At 58.7% G+C, this 16,719-nt stretch carries 15 protein-coding genes and 1 riboswitch; of the genes, 5 read left to right on the top strand and 10 right to left on the bottom strand.

Features of this window, described 5'->3' with window-relative positions:
• Positions 1-373: 373 nt before the first annotated feature.
• Positions 374-454, top strand: a riboswitch (ZMP/ZTP riboswitch).
• Between the two features lie 19 nt (positions 455-473).
• Positions 474-1,649 carry an MFS transporter gene (locus tag C1J04_RS17700; protein WP_114865697.1) on the top strand — a complete coding sequence of 392 codons (1,176 nt, stop codon included), beginning with the start codon at positions 474-476 and terminating at the stop codon, positions 1,647-1,649.
• A gap of 130 nt (positions 1,650-1,779) precedes the next feature.
• On the opposite strand, the gene C1J04_RS17695 is transcribed toward C1J04_RS17700, so the two are convergent.
• The 3 genes from C1J04_RS17695 to C1J04_RS17685 all read right to left on the bottom strand — a co-directional run bounded on the left by C1J04_RS17695 (position 1,780) and on the right by C1J04_RS17685 (position 4,116).
• The gene (locus C1J04_RS17695; RefSeq protein ID WP_114865696.1) at positions 1,780-2,463 is read right to left on the bottom strand and encodes a UPF0149 family protein; all 684 of its coding nucleotides are present in this window, start codon (positions 2,461-2,463) and stop codon (positions 1,780-1,782) included.
• A gap of 150 nt (positions 2,464-2,613) precedes the next feature.
• Complete coding sequence (locus tag C1J04_RS17690; RefSeq protein WP_114865695.1) at positions 2,614-3,246, bottom strand: tyrosine-type recombinase/integrase; 633 nt, start codon at positions 3,244-3,246, stop codon at positions 2,614-2,616.
• A 141-nt stretch (positions 3,247-3,387) separates the two neighbouring features.
• Positions 3,388-4,116 (bottom strand): MBL fold metallo-hydrolase, encoded by a 729-nt coding sequence (locus C1J04_RS17685; RefSeq protein ID WP_103911998.1) that lies wholly within the window; start codon positions 4,114-4,116, stop codon positions 3,388-3,390.
• Between the two features lie 92 nt (positions 4,117-4,208).
• On the opposite strand from C1J04_RS17685, the gene C1J04_RS17680 reads away from it, so the two are divergent.
• From C1J04_RS17680 to C1J04_RS17670, 3 genes are all read left to right on the top strand, one after another.
• The gene (locus C1J04_RS17680; RefSeq protein WP_254693895.1) at positions 4,209-4,550 is read left to right on the top strand and encodes a winged helix-turn-helix transcriptional regulator; all 342 of its coding nucleotides are present in this window, start codon (positions 4,209-4,211) and stop codon (positions 4,548-4,550) included.
• 330 nt (positions 4,551-4,880) lie between these two features.
• Positions 4,881-6,527: an IS1634 family transposase gene (locus tag C1J04_RS17675; protein WP_114865694.1), complete on the top strand. Its 1,647-nt coding sequence runs from the start codon at positions 4,881-4,883 to the stop codon at positions 6,525-6,527.
• 218 nt (positions 6,528-6,745) lie between these two features.
• Positions 6,746-7,777 carry a hypothetical protein gene (locus C1J04_RS17670; protein WP_114865693.1) on the top strand — a complete coding sequence of 344 codons (1,032 nt, stop codon included), beginning with the start codon at positions 6,746-6,748 and terminating at the stop codon, positions 7,775-7,777.
• Positions 7,778-7,979: 202 nt separating this feature from the next.
• Here C1J04_RS17670 and C1J04_RS17660 read toward each other — a convergent pair whose 3' ends face one another.
• From C1J04_RS17660 to C1J04_RS19375, 5 genes are all read right to left on the bottom strand, one after another.
• Positions 7,980-8,867: a viperin family antiviral radical SAM protein gene (locus tag C1J04_RS17660; RefSeq protein WP_114865691.1), complete on the bottom strand. Its 888-nt coding sequence runs from the start codon at positions 8,865-8,867 to the stop codon at positions 7,980-7,982.
• A gap of 497 nt (positions 8,868-9,364) precedes the next feature.
• Positions 9,365-10,093: a DUF736 family protein gene (locus C1J04_RS17655; protein ID WP_114865690.1), complete on the bottom strand. Its 729-nt coding sequence runs from the start codon at positions 10,091-10,093 to the stop codon at positions 9,365-9,367.
• Positions 10,094-10,274: 181 nt separating this feature from the next.
• On the bottom strand, positions 10,275-10,523 hold the full coding sequence (locus tag C1J04_RS17650) for a hypothetical protein (protein WP_114865689.1): 249 nt from the start codon (positions 10,521-10,523) through the stop codon (positions 10,275-10,277).
• A gap of 14 nt (positions 10,524-10,537) precedes the next feature.
• Entirely contained in the window at positions 10,538-14,812 is a 4,275-nt protein-coding gene (locus C1J04_RS17645; protein ID WP_114865688.1) for a strawberry notch family protein, read from the bottom strand.
• A gap of 269 nt (positions 14,813-15,081) precedes the next feature.
• Positions 15,082-15,228 (bottom strand): antitoxin PaaA2 family protein, encoded by a 147-nt coding sequence (locus C1J04_RS19375; RefSeq protein WP_153218031.1) that lies wholly within the window; start codon positions 15,226-15,228, stop codon positions 15,082-15,084.
• Between the two features lie 326 nt (positions 15,229-15,554).
• Between C1J04_RS19375 and C1J04_RS19370 the strand changes: the two genes are divergently transcribed.
• A complete protein-coding gene (locus tag C1J04_RS19370) occupies positions 15,555-15,761 on the top strand; it encodes a hypothetical protein (RefSeq protein ID WP_162797850.1) in 207 nt (68 codons plus the stop codon).
• Here C1J04_RS19370 and C1J04_RS19805 read toward each other — a convergent pair.
• Together C1J04_RS19805 and C1J04_RS17635 are read right to left on the bottom strand one after the other, a co-directional pair.
• Positions 15,665-16,003: a c-type cytochrome gene (locus C1J04_RS19805; RefSeq protein WP_231036370.1), complete on the bottom strand. Its 339-nt coding sequence runs from the start codon at positions 16,001-16,003 to the stop codon at positions 15,665-15,667. The genes C1J04_RS19370 and C1J04_RS19805 overlap by 97 nt on opposite strands.
• Positions 16,004-16,249: 246 nt before the next feature.
• Positions 16,250-16,717, bottom strand: a complete 468-nt coding sequence (locus C1J04_RS17635; RefSeq protein WP_114865687.1) for a DUF411 domain-containing protein — start codon at positions 16,715-16,717, stop codon at positions 16,250-16,252.
• Positions 16,718-16,719: the final 2 nt, after the last annotated feature.

Raw genomic sequence — 16,719 nt, 5'->3', positions numbered from 1 at the left:
ACCAGAGCGCAATCCGGCGGAGCGGCCGGGGAGGGACGTGCTCGCGAGGCGGGCAAACCGGGGGCCTGGGTGCAACGCCGCGGTGAGGCCGCATGGCCGAATGCGCGACGGACCGAAGGGCCGTTCTCCCCTGCGACACGCGAAGCCGAGCTGGGGAGGCCGCAAGGCTTAGCCCAAGGTTGATGTGCTGGCGACTATGTGAATTACTTTTCGCAGCATTCGACGTGATGGGCGGAAAGCAGACGTTCGTTGCTGGAACTTCCAAGGCCTGCAGTGCGGACGGAGCGCTCTTTCGCTGCGGCTGCGCCAATGTCGGCTGTCGAAATCGTGCGCCGGTTGCCGATTGTGCCTGAATAGACCACATGATATGTCAAGATGGCTACGTAACTGGCGAGAATTAGATGGGCAACCATCGGGAAGCGTAGTTTTTTAGCCGTTCGCCTGGGCACTCACCGTCAAATTGGAGTGCCCTGATGGTCAAAACTGGTTTCGCTTTATATCTACGTTACTGCGCTGGAAATAGCGTCGCTCTGACTTGCATTTGGATGCAGCGGGTCGCGGTGCTTTGGCTCGTGTGGGAGCTATCCGAGTCAACCTTTTGGTCAAGCGTTGTGCTTGCCGCGCAGCTTGTTCCAACTGTCATCGTTGGACCGCTTTTTGGCGCAGTTGCCGACCGGGTTCGGATCATCCCCGCGATGGTAAAGGTTCAGCTTGTTCTGGCAGTTCTGACCACACTGCTTTTCGTCCTTGCGCTCGCCAACCTCGTAACCGTAGGCACACTGATCATTTTCGAATGTCTGATCGGCATAACTGTTTCGGCTCATCAGCCGTTGCGTATGGCCTTGGTGCCTGCGCTTGTTCCCAAAATACTAATGCCCAGAGCCATCGCTCTCGACTCAATGGTGTTTAACTTGACCCGTATGATTGGCCCAGCTCTGGCCGGGCTTCTCATTGTGATGGTTGGTATCTCTCCGGTTCTTCTTTTAGGAGCGATTGGTAATCTAGTGCTGGCTCTGGTCATATGGTCGCTAAGGAACGACGTCGCAAAACGCGCAACTTCAAGCGGCAGTTTTCTCACGCAACTCCGCGATGGCTGGGCTGTTATCTGTGATAGTCGCCCGGTGACAACAGCTTTTCTGCTGACAGGCGTGTTCGGTTTCGGTGGGCGTGCAGCCGTCGACCTGTTCCCACTCTTTGCTGCAACCTCCTTTGGTCGGGAGGCGGATGGGGCTGGATTATTGCTCTCGGCAGCCGGACTAGGAGCGGTTTGTGCTGCGGCGTTTATGGCGCTTCAAAAAGAACTTCCTAAACACATCGCTGAGTATCTTGGCGTTGCTGGCTTTGCAGCACTTTGGCTCATGTCGCAAACCGAGAATTGGCTTTTGGGATTGGCATGTGCAGCAACATTGGGCTGCGCAGCTTCAATCGTCGGCGTAGCAAATCAGTCAAAGATACAATTGTCGATTCCTGATGGCTTCCACGGGCGGATCATGGGGCTTTGGGTTATGGTTGGGCTCGGCTCCACGGCTCTGGGTACAATCGCCTACGGCGTGATATCGGACCTCACCAACCTGCGCGAAGCCAGTGCGCTGATCTCAATTGTCGGGATACTGAGTGTTGGAGCAATCCTTCTGAGAAGCGGAGAGTAGTTTCAAATTTGTGGGTCCAGTTTGCAGACATTCATACAAGACGCAGCATTCGGCAAATTGGGCTCCGAGCCGCCGTGCGCCGCACAGACTACCAAGGTCGGCTCTGGGCCGGACAAGCCTGAGCTGGTGGTCAGTTCCGACCGCAACATTGCTTGTATTTTCGGCCCGACCCACAGGAGCAGGGATCGTTGCGTCCTGGCCGGGGACCAGCCTTGAACGGTGCCTCTGACCGGTTAGCGGGCTCCGTGCGAAACAGTTCGGGGCGGGACTGAGAGAGTATTGTAGCAACGCAGTTCGGGATCAGATCGGGTGCTTCAAGGTCGATTTCGTCGATCTCCTCATCCGTGAACTTGCTGTGGCCAGTGTATATGTCCTGAAGCGCCATCATGAAAATCATCGCCGTCCGCGTTTCTTCGTCGGCTTGATCGAGCAGTTGTTCCCAAACAATGGGTCTTAGCCCCATGGCGCGAGTGAAGCCATCGACCCAAGGCTCCCACATTACCTCATCACTGCTAGGGTCGACCTCATAGATGGGTTCGATCCAAAGCGAACGAGCAATCGCCTCAGCAACCGAATTGTAGTGAGCCATGACCGCACTGATCGTGGCCTCGGCGGTTTTCTGATCGGGAAAGTTTGCCTCACCTGTTTCACCCCAGACATGGGAAATCCAATCAGAGGGCGGAATGACATCCGGGCAGGCTAGAACACCGACCAAGTAGCCATCAAGCTCGCTAAGCGTCATGGGCATGTTCTCGACGGGCAGCGCATGCAACAACGCGCTGAGAAGATCGAGCTCCTGATCGGACTGGTCCATAAAATAACTCCCGGCATTGCTGTGAACGTTTACTCTGGGCAAAGCGAACCCGCAATCGGCGTGAATGTCCGTTGTGGTGAAGCTGCGGTGCGGTGTTTGATCGAGTAGCTGAGGTCCGGTTTAGGCCGTCCGTAAAGACGGCCCAAGTCTTCAGATTTCGATAGCTTCGGCGATCGCCAGCGCATCTTCGAGCTCCACGCCGAGGTAACGCACCGTACTGTCCATCTTCGTGTGGCCAAGGAGGAGTTGCACCGCCCGCAGGTTGCCGGTCTTCTTATATATCTGCGTTACCTTCGTTCGCCGCATTGAGAGTGTGCCATAGGCGCTGGCCTCCAGACCAATGGATGTCACCCATTCTCGGACAATACGCGCGTACTGGCGGGTCGAGATGTGAAGCCGTTCGTGAAAACGCCCAGGCCAGAGGTGTTCGGATCCGACCATGAGCGGCTCCCTCATCCACCTTGCCAGCGACGCTCGCGTGCCCTCAGAGATTTCGAAACGCACAGGTTTCTGGGTCTTGCTCTGCAGAACCGACGCGCGTTCCTTGATTTGGCCTGACGCCATGACATCGACCACCTTCATTTTCACCAGATCGCAGCCGCGCAGCTTGCTGTCGATGGCAAGATTGAAAAGGGCCAGATCACGATGGTTCTCGCCCAGCTCCAGCCGCACCCTGATCGCCCAGACGTGTTTGGGCTTGAGCGGCCTCTTCTGACCGACAATTCGACCTTTGTTCCAGGCTGGGCGCGGTGCGCGGATGGCGGGTAGGTTTGGTGTTTCCATGATGGATCCTCCGATCCACCGCGCCCTCCCACATCGACAACCCGACGTTGACAAGGCACCATATCACATGATGCTGCGATGCATCCGAGGTCGGCAGCGAGCCCATTTTGACCGGTGTTTCACGTTGGTAGAAATCGACGATCAACCCGGTAAGGGGCTAATCTTTCTCAACGCATGAACATGAGTGTCGATCGTTTTGGCTCCAAGTGGTCCACCATGACCAATATAGAATTTTCGCGCCCCTAGTGCCAAAAGCTGTTCAAGGGACGTAGCAACCAGAGCGGCACTTTCTTCAAAGGGAGGGCGTTTGGGGCGTTTGCGAAAGGCAATTCCACCGAGAAGTATTCCCGAAGCTGCCAGATCACCAGCGATCACCCGTCCATCGTCAAACAGTACTGATAGCGACCCAGGAGTATGTCCAGGAGTGAAATGAAGTGTACACATCGGAAAACCATATTCTGAAAGATTCAGTTTGGGCTGCGCTATAGGAACGTCTGGCCGGAAATAGGGGAAGGGTTCCAGAATCGCGCCTGTTTTGTAGAAGAGGCGTCCAAACAGCCCCGTTGCGTTCAAGGTGGGCCGTTCACCTTGGCAATATGGTATTTCCATTTCATGTGCGATAATCGGTGCGGATGTTAGGGATTTAATCGCGACTGCAGATCCAGCGTGATCGATATGCGCATGCGTCAGGACGATGGCATTAACATCCGACCAGACTAAAGAGTGTTTCTTCAACGCCTTGAGAATTTTGGGCTCTGATTGAGGGAGGCCAGTATCGATAAGTATGGCTTTCCCCTCGAAGGCGATGAGGAATGAATTAACCATGCCAAATGGCAGTATGGGGATTGTTTCTATGACAGTTTTTGACATTCTAAGTGCTAGCTCCAATCTGTGTTGAATGCGTTTGTTAAACGCTCAGCCGAGCACGACAATTGGGTACTTTTTTGTAACGGGAGATCAAGGTGACAGAGAAAAATGTTCTCATTAAGTCTTGGGCAGATCCAATCACCGGTGCGTGCCCCGTCGCCGAAATACTTCGTACGTTAGGTGGCAAACACGGGCCAAGAATTTTGCACTGCCTAACGGAAGGTGAACTTCATTTTCTAGAGCTCACACGAGCGATAGACGGCATCAGTCGGAAGGTACTGACCGATCAGTTGAAGGATTTCGAGGAGCAAGGGTTGATATTGCGTTCTCCAAAGAACGATGCACGTCAACGTGTCGGGTACTCGCTTACTGCGAAGGGAGATGCACTTTGCGGTGTTTTCGGACAGCTCTATGATTGGAGTCAATACTATAGATAGAAGATGGGATTGAGGCTGTTCGTTGAAACGGCGGCTTTGTCCCGCTCAGCAGACCTTCGGATCCCGCCGGGATTCGCAAGTGCGGCGAACGGCAGCTTTGATAGGCTGCGATGCGGCATTCTGATCCAAGGCTGAAGGTCGGCTCTGGGCCGATCGAGTAATCCCAAGTTCGACAGTTACGGGTCGATTTTTGGGGTTTGGCTCTGTCCGGTGCGAATAAAATCAATGGGTTAATGGTGCCCTCATGCCCCAATCTACGAAGTCTTGTTGTGGCACGTAAGTCTAAAAATACCTTTGACATGAAGGGTTCCTGAATGATATTGTTGCGGCATGTACACCAAAATCACACAGTCCGGCGGGCGCCGCTACCTGCAACTCGTCGAAGGCTTCCGTGATGATGCCGGAAAGGTCCGGCATCGCATCGTGGCCAATCTCGGTCGGATCGATGATCTCACACCGCAAAAGCTCGACCCGCTGATCAACGGGTTGAACAGGGTGCTTGGGCGGTCAGAAAATACGGCTTTCGAGGTTGTTCCCGAGAGCGCAAGGGCCTACGGCGACGTCTTTGCGCTGCACGAGCTGTGGAAGGACCTTGGCTTTGATCGCGCGCTCAGCCGTGCATTGCGGTCGGGACGCCGCGAGATTGATGCCGAGGCGCTGATCCGCGCCATGGTTTTCAACCGCCTCTGCGCCCCGGACAGCAAGCTTGGCTGCCTGCGTTGGCTGGAGACGGTGGCCATGCCCGCAATGCCGGAGAGTGTGACCCATCAGCACCTGCTGCGCGCCATGGATGCGCTTATGGATCATGCTGAGGTGGTGGAGATCGAACTGGCCCGCCAGATCCGCCCCCTTGTCGACCATGACCTGGCGATCATCTTCTACGATCTGACCACCGTGCGCATCCATGGCGAGGGGGAGGTCAGTGACGATCTGCGCGCCTTCGGCCTGAACAAAGAGACCGGTGGTATCGCACGGCAGTTCGTCCTCGGTGTTGTGCAGACGGCCGAGGGGTTGCCCCTGATGCATACCGTTCACCCCGGCAACATGGCCGAGACCAAGACCTTGCAAGCGATGCTCAAGACGGTGCTACAGCGCTTCCCGGTGCAGCGCGTCATCTTGGTCGCCGATCGTGGCCTGCTGAGCATGGACAACATTGGCGAGCTCACGGCCATGGCCGATCAGGGCGGGCGCAAGCTCGGGTTCATCTTGGCGGTGCCCGCGCGGCGCTACGGCGAACTGGCTGAGACCTTCCGGGGCCTCGCTTTCTCCGAGGAAGGGCTCGCCGAGGCGGCATTTGCAGGCCACCGGCTGATCGTGGCTCATGACCCGACCCGTGCGGCCCTGCAATCGGCCAGGCGGCGGGGCCGGATTGCAGAACTCGACGCCATGGCCGACAAGCTGGTGACACGCCTGGACGCCCAGGACGCGGGCGAAACGGCGCGCGGCCGCCGGGCGTCCGACCGGGGCGCCTACAGCCGGTTCACGCGCGCCGTGGCCGAGGCCGAACTCACGCGATTCATCAAGGCAGACTTCACCGCTGACCGCTTCTCCTGGGCACTCGATGAAGAGGCCATTACCGCGGCGGAGCTCTTCGACGGCAAACTGGCCCTCCTGACCAACGCGCCCGATCTCACCCCGGCAGAGGCCGTCACCCGCTACAAAAGCCTTGCCGACATTGAGCGCGGCTTCCGCGTGCTGAAATCCGATGTTGAGATCGCGCCGGTTCATCACCGTCTGCCGGACCGCATCCGCGCCCATGCCCTGATCTGCTTCCTCGCTCTCGTCCTCTACCGCGTCATGCGCATGCGGCTGAAGGCCAAGGGCCACGCAGCCAGTCCACGTACCGCGCTTGATCTGCTGGCGCGGATCCAGAAGCACACCACACACATCGGTCCAAGGACCTTCACAGGAACATCCAAAACCCAGCCCGAACAACTCGTCCTCTTCGACGCTCTGAGCCTCGCTAAACCCACTTAAACCGCAGCGTTGTGGCAAAAACCACAATTCTGGTTAAGCAATATCAATGGTTTAGCGGCTTAACTGTCGAAGTTGGGAGTAATTGCCCATCACGATGTGCCATGCTTATCCCAAGATCGCAGCCCGCACGGCGAACGCTTACGAAAACCGAACATTTGCCATATACATAACTTAACTATGATCACAGGCGATCAAAGCTCGAGGCTACGCAGACAACAATGACACAAACCCAGATTCTCTTCGGTGAAAATAAGCGGTTTGCACGATTATTGCTCGACCCGGAAGACTACTGCGACATCGTTGGGGTGTCTTTGAAGAACTCTATGCTCGGACCGCGTGTTGGGGGCGTTGGTGGCAACGAAGCGCAACACAGGTTCTGGACGAGAGCGCTTAAGACCGGCAACGCAACCAAGACTGCGGTTACAAAGTTCATCAGATACCTTGAAGCCAAACACCGGTTCTCTTTTCTATCCCCGCAAGATATGCCTAACGAAGTGATCCGGCTTGGCACCTGGTCTATAGCGGAACCCGGTTTGCGCGATCGCGGCGCTCATACACTCAAGGCCGTTCAGGACGCAGTCCTTGCCTCGGATTACTTACAGGAGGTCGTGGCCTCAGGCGGGTCGAAAGCGCTCGCTTCTGAACTGCGCCGGGTGCCGAAATCCCACGTTGCTCCGCTTTTCTACGACTGTGCCAGCATGCTCGAAACAACCAACCGCGCCGATTTGCGGGCTATCATGGCACCGATACATATTTTCATGGCGAGCGTCTTTGTCTTTAATTTGATAATTGAAACCGGGCCAGACAGGCCCGAGAGCGTCCTGTTGCTCCGAAAACTTGCGTGCGGGGATGCCATCCGCAGAGGACCGCGTCTGGCTTTAGCAAGATGGCTGGACACGGCCCAAAGCGCACTTGTCTACGAAACGAAGAGCGGCTTCTACGCTGCGCTCTCTCCGCATTTGGATCCTGAAAGCGCGCGCATTGAATGGTCCAAAATGGCAAGTGGAAGAGACGTGCCACCACTGGACAGGCTGCGAAAAGACCTCAAACGCGTCAGCGAAACCCCAGAGGTCTGCAAAACCAACTCCGACCTCTTTGACCGGCTCGATTTGGGGCTATGCTATTGTGCCTTTGTCGCGCGCTCCTACAGGTATCTGCAAAAGCAGAACGTGACCAAGGCGCGCAAGGTGTTTTTGCTCGCCGCGGCCGAGGTCGAGCACGGCTGGAGCGAGGCAAATCAGCCTGCGTGACGTTTTGCCTGCCCATGCAACACCCGCTCCACATCGCGCCGGAAGTTGCGAAGCGCCCGGCGATCGCTGGGGGTGCATGGCACGGTTACAAAGCCACCAGTCGGTGATACCAGCCTCCCATGTTTGCGTTTTCGGACATACTGCCAGCCCTCTCGTACGCGCGATTGCACCTCTTTCTCGATCTCTTTGCTGGTCGAGTATTTCATGACGTGCTCTCCAGAGGTTGGTCGCGCGCAAGAAACCTGTTGATGGAGAACGGGATTTGCGCAAACGCGCGTTCGATCCCGGTATCGAGGATGGGTTCGCTGTAGTAATACCCTTTACTGTCCAGCCTGTTCTGGAAGAAGCGACCATGCGGATCGATCATAAGATAGGACTGGACCATCGAGGGGTTATCCTCGACGGAAAGGATGCGCCGGAAAGCGGCGTGGCGGCTGACAAACCTTTTGAATTTTTCTTCATCCACGGTCAGCTCGTCATTGTAGGACGGCAGCATTCGTAGGGCCTTCCAACGGTCTGGCGCAATATGGGAAATGAGTGCCGAGAAATCCTCTTCGGCATTCACCGCATTTACGACCGTGTTTAGCTTGATCTGCAGTGTAGGGTTGGCGGCGCGCAACTCGCGGACCAAGTCGATAAGATCGTCCGAACCGGTTTGCGCGCCCCTTCTGTCCACTCGTCCGATCCGCAAGTTCCCGTCGCAATGAGTGGAATCTATACTAAGGCCGAGCATTGAAATTTTTGAAGCAACGTTGAGTAGCGTTTCGGCACGGCTACCGTTGCTGATCAAACTCACGTCAAATCCAGCTGCAACGGCGTGATCAACCACGTGCCCGAGCTCGCCTGCCCAAAGCGTCGGCTCACCTCCGGCAATGTTAAGTCGCGGCCGACGGGCAAAACGTTGTTCCCAAAGCGGGTTGTCAGGTGACAGAAACCGGCCCAGTTCCGATATCAGCAACCTACACGCGGCATGATCGCGCCAAAGTTCCGAAGCCTTTGGTTTGGACCAATGCCCGTAGCAAAACTTGCAACGATAATTGCAGGCTTCTGTAACATGCCAATTTGCTACTAGTTGAGGTTGAAGTTCCATTGCGCTCTCCTTGCAAAAGTGTGCTTAAAGAAATGGCCAATGCGGGCAGCGCAAAGACGTGGGATTCTCGGGACATTTTAATTGATGTTGGGCTCGGTAATGCCTGCAAGACCTGACTGTGACATAAGTGCTGCCTATCCAGGTCAATCATTTGAACTCCCCTCCGGAACGGTGGGGAAGCCCCGTTCTGCGATCAACCGCCATCTCCAAATGCGGCACAATCCATGAATGGCCGGTTCGGTGACGCTACTCCGCAGCGGCGGCATTCCAGATCGATGGCAGCAAAGGGCCGTTGAAGATGACGGACGTCTCGCTGCATACGCGAAACCGATCGGGAGCGCCCTGGTCACCTTGGGCACTTCGGTTGCATTAGCTGCGGGCGACACGAACGTCTGCAATTTACGCTGGGTACATTCAACCACACCAGCACTGAAAAAGGGGAACCTTGATCCCACGGCTCCCCTTTGGGTTCAGATCGTCTCGCCCTCGCGTACCAATTAGGCGACCAACGACAGCCCCGTGCCTGCGTCCTGCGGCTGCTCACCGCTGTCGATGAACGGGATGATGGAGAAGGCCTGCCCGCCGCGCTGCTCTTCGTTCTGCACGGCGTTCACGCGCAGGTCGCCATCGGGCGTGTTGATCAGCAGCGACAGGTAGTCATTGCCCGTGCGGCTGCTTTTCGCCATCCAGGCCGAGCCGACGCGGATCGGTGTGCCCCGGGGCGAGCTGACCTCGATACGGTAATCGGGGTGGGTTTCCTCGGATTTGTAGCTGTTCTCGATCAGCATGAACTCCAGATCGAACATCATGTTGGCGATGTAGCCGGTGAAGGCGTTGTCGGCGTCCATGGCGGTCAGTTCGCCCGAGATCGAGCCGGATTTCATCAGGCCGTTGGAGACCAGCGGGATGATCTCGAATTCGCCGCTATGGGCCGCGCGCGCCTCTTTCGTCTGCACCGCGTTGACCCGGAAGGGGCCCAAGCCGACATCGATCTGCATCGAGATGTAGGGGTTGCCGCTGGTATTGCCGGTCTCGTTCCAAGCCGTGCCGATGCGCACCTTGCGGCCTGATTTGTTGACTGCCGTCACGTCAAAATCCGGGCTGCGTTCGGACATCTTGGCCCGCGCCTCCAACTGGATGGCGATGTCAAAGCGCGTTGAGTGGATCATGCCGGTGTACTGAGCGGCTGCGGTCTCGACATTGCGGGTGAGGGTTCCTGCGAACATGGGATGGTTCCTTCTGATATGTCCGGTGCCTGACGTCCTTGCCAGCGCATCCGGGATTGCTTTTTCGACCCCTCCTGGGATCACAAACCAGAAAGCTCGCTTTCCTTTCTTCCCAACCTTCAGTTCAGCGCTGGCGCCTGAGAGACTGTGCCACCTCCCCGCCGGGTACGACGCCCCTCCCCTACCCGTCTGGTCTCAGTTGGCTGTCCTGGCTTTTCTCGTCGCCACCCTCCGATCCTGCGATAAAGAACTCTGCTTCCTCCCCGTTCAACCGCTGCCCGCTCCGGTCGGTCAGCCCGATGGTGCTACCGTTCGGCTCAAACGTGATCAGGTACTGACCGAGTCTGTCCTTGTGCACGCGGTAGCCGGTGTTGGCCCAGTGTACGGTTTGACCTGCATCGATGGCGGCTTTGATCTCTCCGAGTGTCATGATCGTCCCCTCGCCTATTCTGCTGCAACTGAAGACGCGTTCCGCGCGACGTCCGGTGCGGATCCAGCGATCCGGCTAAGAATGCCCAATGTGTCGATCCCGTCCCCATGCGGCAGGAACACCCGCAATTGGAAGGCGATGATCTCTGTGAAACACCCCATGGCCTTGAGACCTTCAATCATGCCCCGATCCGCACCACCCAGCTCGAGACGCATCTCGCCTGCGACCCGGCGACGGGTCAGGGTCAGACCCCGGCCCAGATCGACAAGTGCGGTGGTGCCGAGGGCGGCGGTCAGCATCTCCTGCGGTGTTTGAGGGTTGGACACGAGGAAGCGGGCGAGCAGCGCGACCGCACCTTCTTCGCTCAGCGTGCGCCCGATCATGGCGGTCGCCCCGTCCGGTGTGACCCTGTAGATGCGCTCATTGGTGGTCGGAATGTCCTTCCAGATCGGCAGCAGCAGCCCGGTCAGCAGGTAGAGCTTGGTCGTGGTGGTTTTTGGCAGGGATGCGGCCTCGGCATCCCAAAGCCGTGCAAACTCGGGCCTGTCGATGTCTTCCCAGGCCGAGGACTCGAACCGTGCCTCTTCGAGATAGTTCGACCCGTTTGGCCGCACCGCCTTGCGCATGAGCGTGACTATATCCTCGTCATACATCTGCATAGGACGCGCCGAGATGAGCGCCGCGCGTCCCGAAGCACGGTTAACCATCGGTAGCTTGTCGGGATTGCGCGACATGGCCTCTTTGGCGTCCAGTACATGGACTGGGTCGGTCACCTCGAGCCCGATGATCCGCGTCACGGCGCCGGACTTTGGGCAGGTCCAGAGATCCTCCGTGGAGACCTGTTCGATCTTTTCGCCGCGCAGGGTTTCGACGCCGAGATCGAGCGTGCCCGCCGCGCGCGCCCGTTCGGTCTGATCAGCAATCCGGCGCATGAACTCGGCAAAGAGCGCGTTCTGCATGTGGATGGGCAGGGCAAGCACCCGGTTTAGAAACCGCTGGATCGGGGGAAGCTCCTCAAGCAGCACCCTGTCCTTGTCGATCAGCCGCAGGGCTGTCCAGTCGGTGAAGCTCTCGTAGCTCATCGCCTCTGCCCGCCCGGCGGCAAGATCGGCGAAATACCCACGCAGCGCCGCCCGCGCGATCGGGCTTTCCAGATTGTCCTCCTCGCGGAACATGCCCTGCGAGCCGGTCTCGCGCTGACCCTTGGTCAAGGCCCCCAGCTGGTCGAGGCGCTTGGCTATAGTCGAGGTGAAACGCTTTTCGCCATGCACATCCGAGGTGCAGACCCGGAAGAAAGGCGCGCTGACCTGGGCAGAGCGATGCGTGCGGCCGAGCCCCTGGATCGCGGCATCGGCCCGCCAACCGGGCTCCAGCAGGTAATGACGCCGCCGCTTTTGGTTCTTCGCGGTCTGTGCCGCATGATAGGATCGGCCCGTCCCGCCCGCATCGGAAAAGATCAGGATATCCTTTTCGCCGTCCATGAAGGCCTGGGTCTCGGACGAATTGCTACTGGGGCTGCGCTTTTCGATGAAGAGATGGCCATCCTCGGCCTTGAGGGGCCGGATGGACCGCCCCGTGACTTCTGCCACGGCCTCCTCGCCAAAGGCCCAGAGGATCTGGTCGAGCGCCGAGGGGATCGGGGCCAGCGTCATCAACTCCATCATGGCCGCATCGCGCAGGGCGAGCGCCTCGCGCGAGACAACGAGCGCGCCGGTCTCATCCCGCAAAGGTTCCGCCACCATGTTGCCGTCGATCTCGACCAGCTTTTGCGCATGAATCGGGAAGGCCTGTTCGAGGTATCCCAGGACGTAGTCGCGCGGCGTTAGCGCGCCCTCGACCAGCTCGTCCTCCTGGTCCATCGTCTCAAGCCGGCGCTTCAGCAGGCTCTCACCCGTCGAGACCACCTGCATGACGCAAGCCTTGCCCGCCGCCAGATCGTCCTTGATTGCGCGGATGATGGTCGGCGCTTTCATGCCCATCAGGAGATGGTTGAAGAAGCGCTGTTTCGTGCTCTCGAAGCGGGACTTGGCCGAGGCGCGAGCGGCCGAGGCATTGGTCTCGCCAGAGGCGTCGTTGACGCCGGTCGCCGTCAGCGCGGCTTCGAGATTGTGGTGGATCGTCCGAAACGCTCCAGCGTAGGCGTCGTAGATCTCGATCTGGGCCGGGGTGAGCGCGTGTTCGAGCACGTCATACTCCACGCCGTCGAAGCTGAGGGCGCGGGCCGTGTAGAGCCCGAGCGTCTTAAGATCACGCGCGACCACCTCCATGGCAGCCACGCCGCCGGCTTCCATCGCTGAAACGAAACCCTCGCGGCTCGGGAAGGGGTATTCGGGGCCCTGCCCCCAGAGCCCCAGCCGCGCGGCATAGGCGAGGTTGTGCACGCTCGTGGCACCCGTGGCCGAAATGTAGAAGACGCGGGCGCGGGGTGCTGCCAGTTGCAGCCGTAGGCCAGCAAGGCCCTGCTGAGAGGGTTTGACCCCCCTGCCCTGCTCAGACCCTGCCGCGTTCTGCATGGCATGGGCCTCATCGAAGGCCAGCACGCCTTCAAAGTCTTCGCCCATCCAGTCGAAGATCTGGCTCAGTCGTGTGGTGCCGCATTTGCCCGCGGACCGCAGCGTGGCGTAGGTGACGAAGAGGATTCCATCGCCCATCGGGACGGGCTGATCCGGTTTCCATTTGGAGAGCGGCTGGATGTCGGCTGGCGAGCCGCCGAGATCGGTCCAGTCGCGGATGGCGTCCTCGATGAGCGTGGCGGATTTGGAGACCCAGATCGCCTTCCTGCGCCCGGAAAGCCAGTTCACGAGAATGAGCCCCGCGCATTCGCGACCCTTGCCGCAACCGGTGCCGTCGCCGAGGAAGTAACCGAGGCGATAGGCCCGGGCACTAGGGTCATCATCGGCGCGCGTCAACTTGGTCTGGTCGTCATCGATCATAAACCGCCCCGGCAGATCACGCCCATGGGCATCATGCGCCATGATGATGGTTTCCAGCTGCGCCTCGGAGAGATGTCCCTCCTCGATCAACCGTGCGGGCAGGCGCAATTCCGCACTGGCGGCACCTGAGGGCACCGGCGGGACCACAGAGGCCATGGCGATGCTTTCAACGAGCGGCGTGGGATGTTCCTGCGCACCCGCGATCTCGATCCGCTGCGGACGGTAGCGCGCATAGATGTCCGAGATCGGCGTGTTGTCGCGCGGGGTCTCAAGGCTCTTGAAACTGAGCGGACGGACGGCATTGGCCCGGGGTTTGGAGGGGGCGACAGGCGCAGCGGCGGTCTTGCGCGGAGCAGAGGATGGAACGGTCGGCCGCCCGTTAGGGATCGCCGCTGCCTGTTGTACGGGGCGCATCTCGGTCCGGGTTGAGGCCACAGCATCGACATATGCCAAGGCTTCATCCAGATCCCGCACAGGGACGCGGATCATTTCGCCGTCCTCCTGCACCTTGTCGAAGACCATCAGCTGGGTTTCGACAGATGTGCCGAGCTTGCGGTAGACCTGCCCCGGCATCGTCAGCGCCAATCGTGGCGTCAGGAGACCGCAGGCGCGGGACCAATGCGCGGCATCGCGTTCGGGCGTGAACCCCGGCGGCATGATCGCCACCAGGCGCCCACCTGGTGCCAGGCGCTTTGCAGCCGCAATGAGATGTTTGGCAGCGATGTGCTTGTCGCGGGATCGGTCGACCGAGGAGGCGAAGGGCGGGTTCATCACCACGACGTCGGGTAGAACCGGCGACTGCAGCAGATCGTCGATATGCTCGCCGTCATGGCCCGTCACCTCGCCGCCGAAAACCGCGCGCAATAGGCTTTGGCGAAAGGGGTCGATCTCGTTGAGCAAAAGCGTGGCACCAGCCCGGGCGGCGAAAGCGGCCAGTGCACCGGTGCCCGCCGAGGGCTCCAGAACGGTCTCGCCCTTGCGGATCGCCGTGGCCTGCAAGACCAGCGCCGCAAATGGCAGCGGCGTGGAAAACTGCTGCAGCCGGATCTGCTGCTCGGACCGGCGGGTTTCCGTCAGGAGCCGCGAGGCAAGCAGCCTTGCAGCGGCGATATCACCTGCCGCGCCGTCCCCACGCAGCAGCACCTGAACAGCCGCGGCCTGCATCAGGTCATATGCCATGCGCCAGTCCCAGGCACCGCCGGCATCGCTGCCATGGAACGTCTCGCGCACGATACGCGCGAGCGCTGAACTGCGCAGGGGTTGGTGGTGGATCTCTCTGCCGATAAGCGCTAGCGCAGAGGCGAGATCGGCTTCGGAGATTGCGAGAGCCGGGTTGGCCGTTCTGGGTTTGGACATGGGGATTTTCCTTTGGATCAGGGTCTGAGTTCCAAAGGACAAAAAGCCCGCTCTACACTTTTTGGGGTTTCCGCCGAAAGCTATGACGGAGGTTGGGCAACGAGAGTGAGTGCAGAATTTCAGATCACGAGCGCGACCCGCCCTTGTCGGAATCAAAGGCTAAGTCACGCAGCCGATCGGCAAACAATTTTTTGACAGAAGAAGCGGCGGCAACCCACCAAAACACCCCGAAACGCACGAAGGTACCAGGTAAGAACAGAACGCACTGTTCAAGACTGTTGGCGGCGCTTCTCATCAATCACCGCCTGCACAAGGTTCATCACGTTGGAATGCGGTGTCGCGGCCTGCTGGTCATTCAGTGCCTCCTTCACCTTGGACCGAAACCAGGCATCATGGGACGTCATCTCACCGGTCACGGCGATGGTCCTCGAGGCGCCTATCCAGAAGCTCGCCTAGGTCTCTCGGCATAGCTGCAACGCTCAGAGCGACCCGAGATCGGCGGTAGGGAGAATGGACCTTGGACAGATTGACTTTGTCGCAAGCCTGTTTGCGGTCTGAAGGCTGTTTCAACTCGGATTCCCCGTTCACGCGATGATCGAACGTTACAGCAAAACTTCCCGGACGATAAGACTCTTGAGATCTCTACATTATGGGGATGACCAAAACATCTGCGCACAGACGCCCCTTCACACCATTGCCGACGTTGGGGCGGGATGCCGCGAAGGTCTCAAACGAGCCCAGAGTGAGCGATGCTGCGCGCTCCACCAATGTCAGTTTTGGTGGTGATCGGCGAAATTGTGTATTTTTGGAAGCACCGCCAAAAGCTCTACAAAGTGTTCGCGGTGCGCGGTATCACGGGAACCCCGCACGCATGTATGCGATGATTTTCCAGATTTCTTCTTCAGTCAGCGCTTCCCTGAAGGCTGGCATTTCTGTTCCGAAGCGCTGACCGCCCTCAGAAATTGCCCAGAGCAGATACTCGTCTCCCGACATCGGCATCTGAACAAACCATCTAAGGAGAGCCGGAGAAGGCACGAGAGACCGACCGGCCTCACCATCCCCGAGACCCTCGGCTCCATGACAACTTGCGCAGTTCGCTGTGTATAGCGTCTGGCCTTCCGCGATAACTTCAGGCGTCGCGCGAATAGTGCTCCGAGCGCCCCGATAAGCTGCGGGCACGCACTCGTTCATGTAAGTCCAATGTCGTTGCATGCGCTGTTGCTGGCCCGGACCCATGTTGCCGTGTCCCCAGCCAGGCATGCGTTCAGACCACATGTGGTTCGGTCCCATTGGCCCGTGACCCCACCCAATCGCCTCGCTGCTGCTGTGCGAAGGCTACAGTAGCAGAGATCATACACACCGCAACCATACCAAAATAGCGTGATTTATGCTGCTTCATAGTCTTCTCCTTATGGTTTCCGATCAATGAAATTGCCGTCAGGCTGCTTCGTAACTCGTGAACACTTCGGTGCTACCGTCGCGCCGGATCAGAAATACATCGTAGGCTTCACGCTGATCTTCTGGCCCCATTCCGTGTGATCCATAGGGCATGCCGGGAACGGCGAGACCGACTGCGTCTCGGCGTTCGTCCAGAAGGCGACGAATGTCTGCTGCGGGCACATGGCCCTCGATCATATAGCCTTCGATCTCGCCTGTGTGGCACGATATCATCTCTTGGGGGATGCCATTGTCCAACTTGTGTCGGACCAGCAGTGTTCCAAAGCTGCGCTCCTCGGTCACACGGAAGCCTTCAGCCCGAAGAATATCAGCCCAAACCCGGCAACAGCTGCAATTCGGGTCCTTAAGAACGTGGATCGACGGAGCTCCCTGCGCAATCGCGGCGAAGGGTGCAATGCTGGTAAGACCTACAGCGGCTATAATAATTTGACGGCGCGTTACATCAATAT

It is taken from the genome of Sulfitobacter sp. SK025, assembly GCF_003352105.1.
GTDB lineage: Bacteria > Pseudomonadota > Alphaproteobacteria > Rhodobacterales > Rhodobacteraceae > Sulfitobacter > Sulfitobacter pontiacus.
This window is presented reverse-complemented; position numbering and strand designations above follow the sequence as displayed.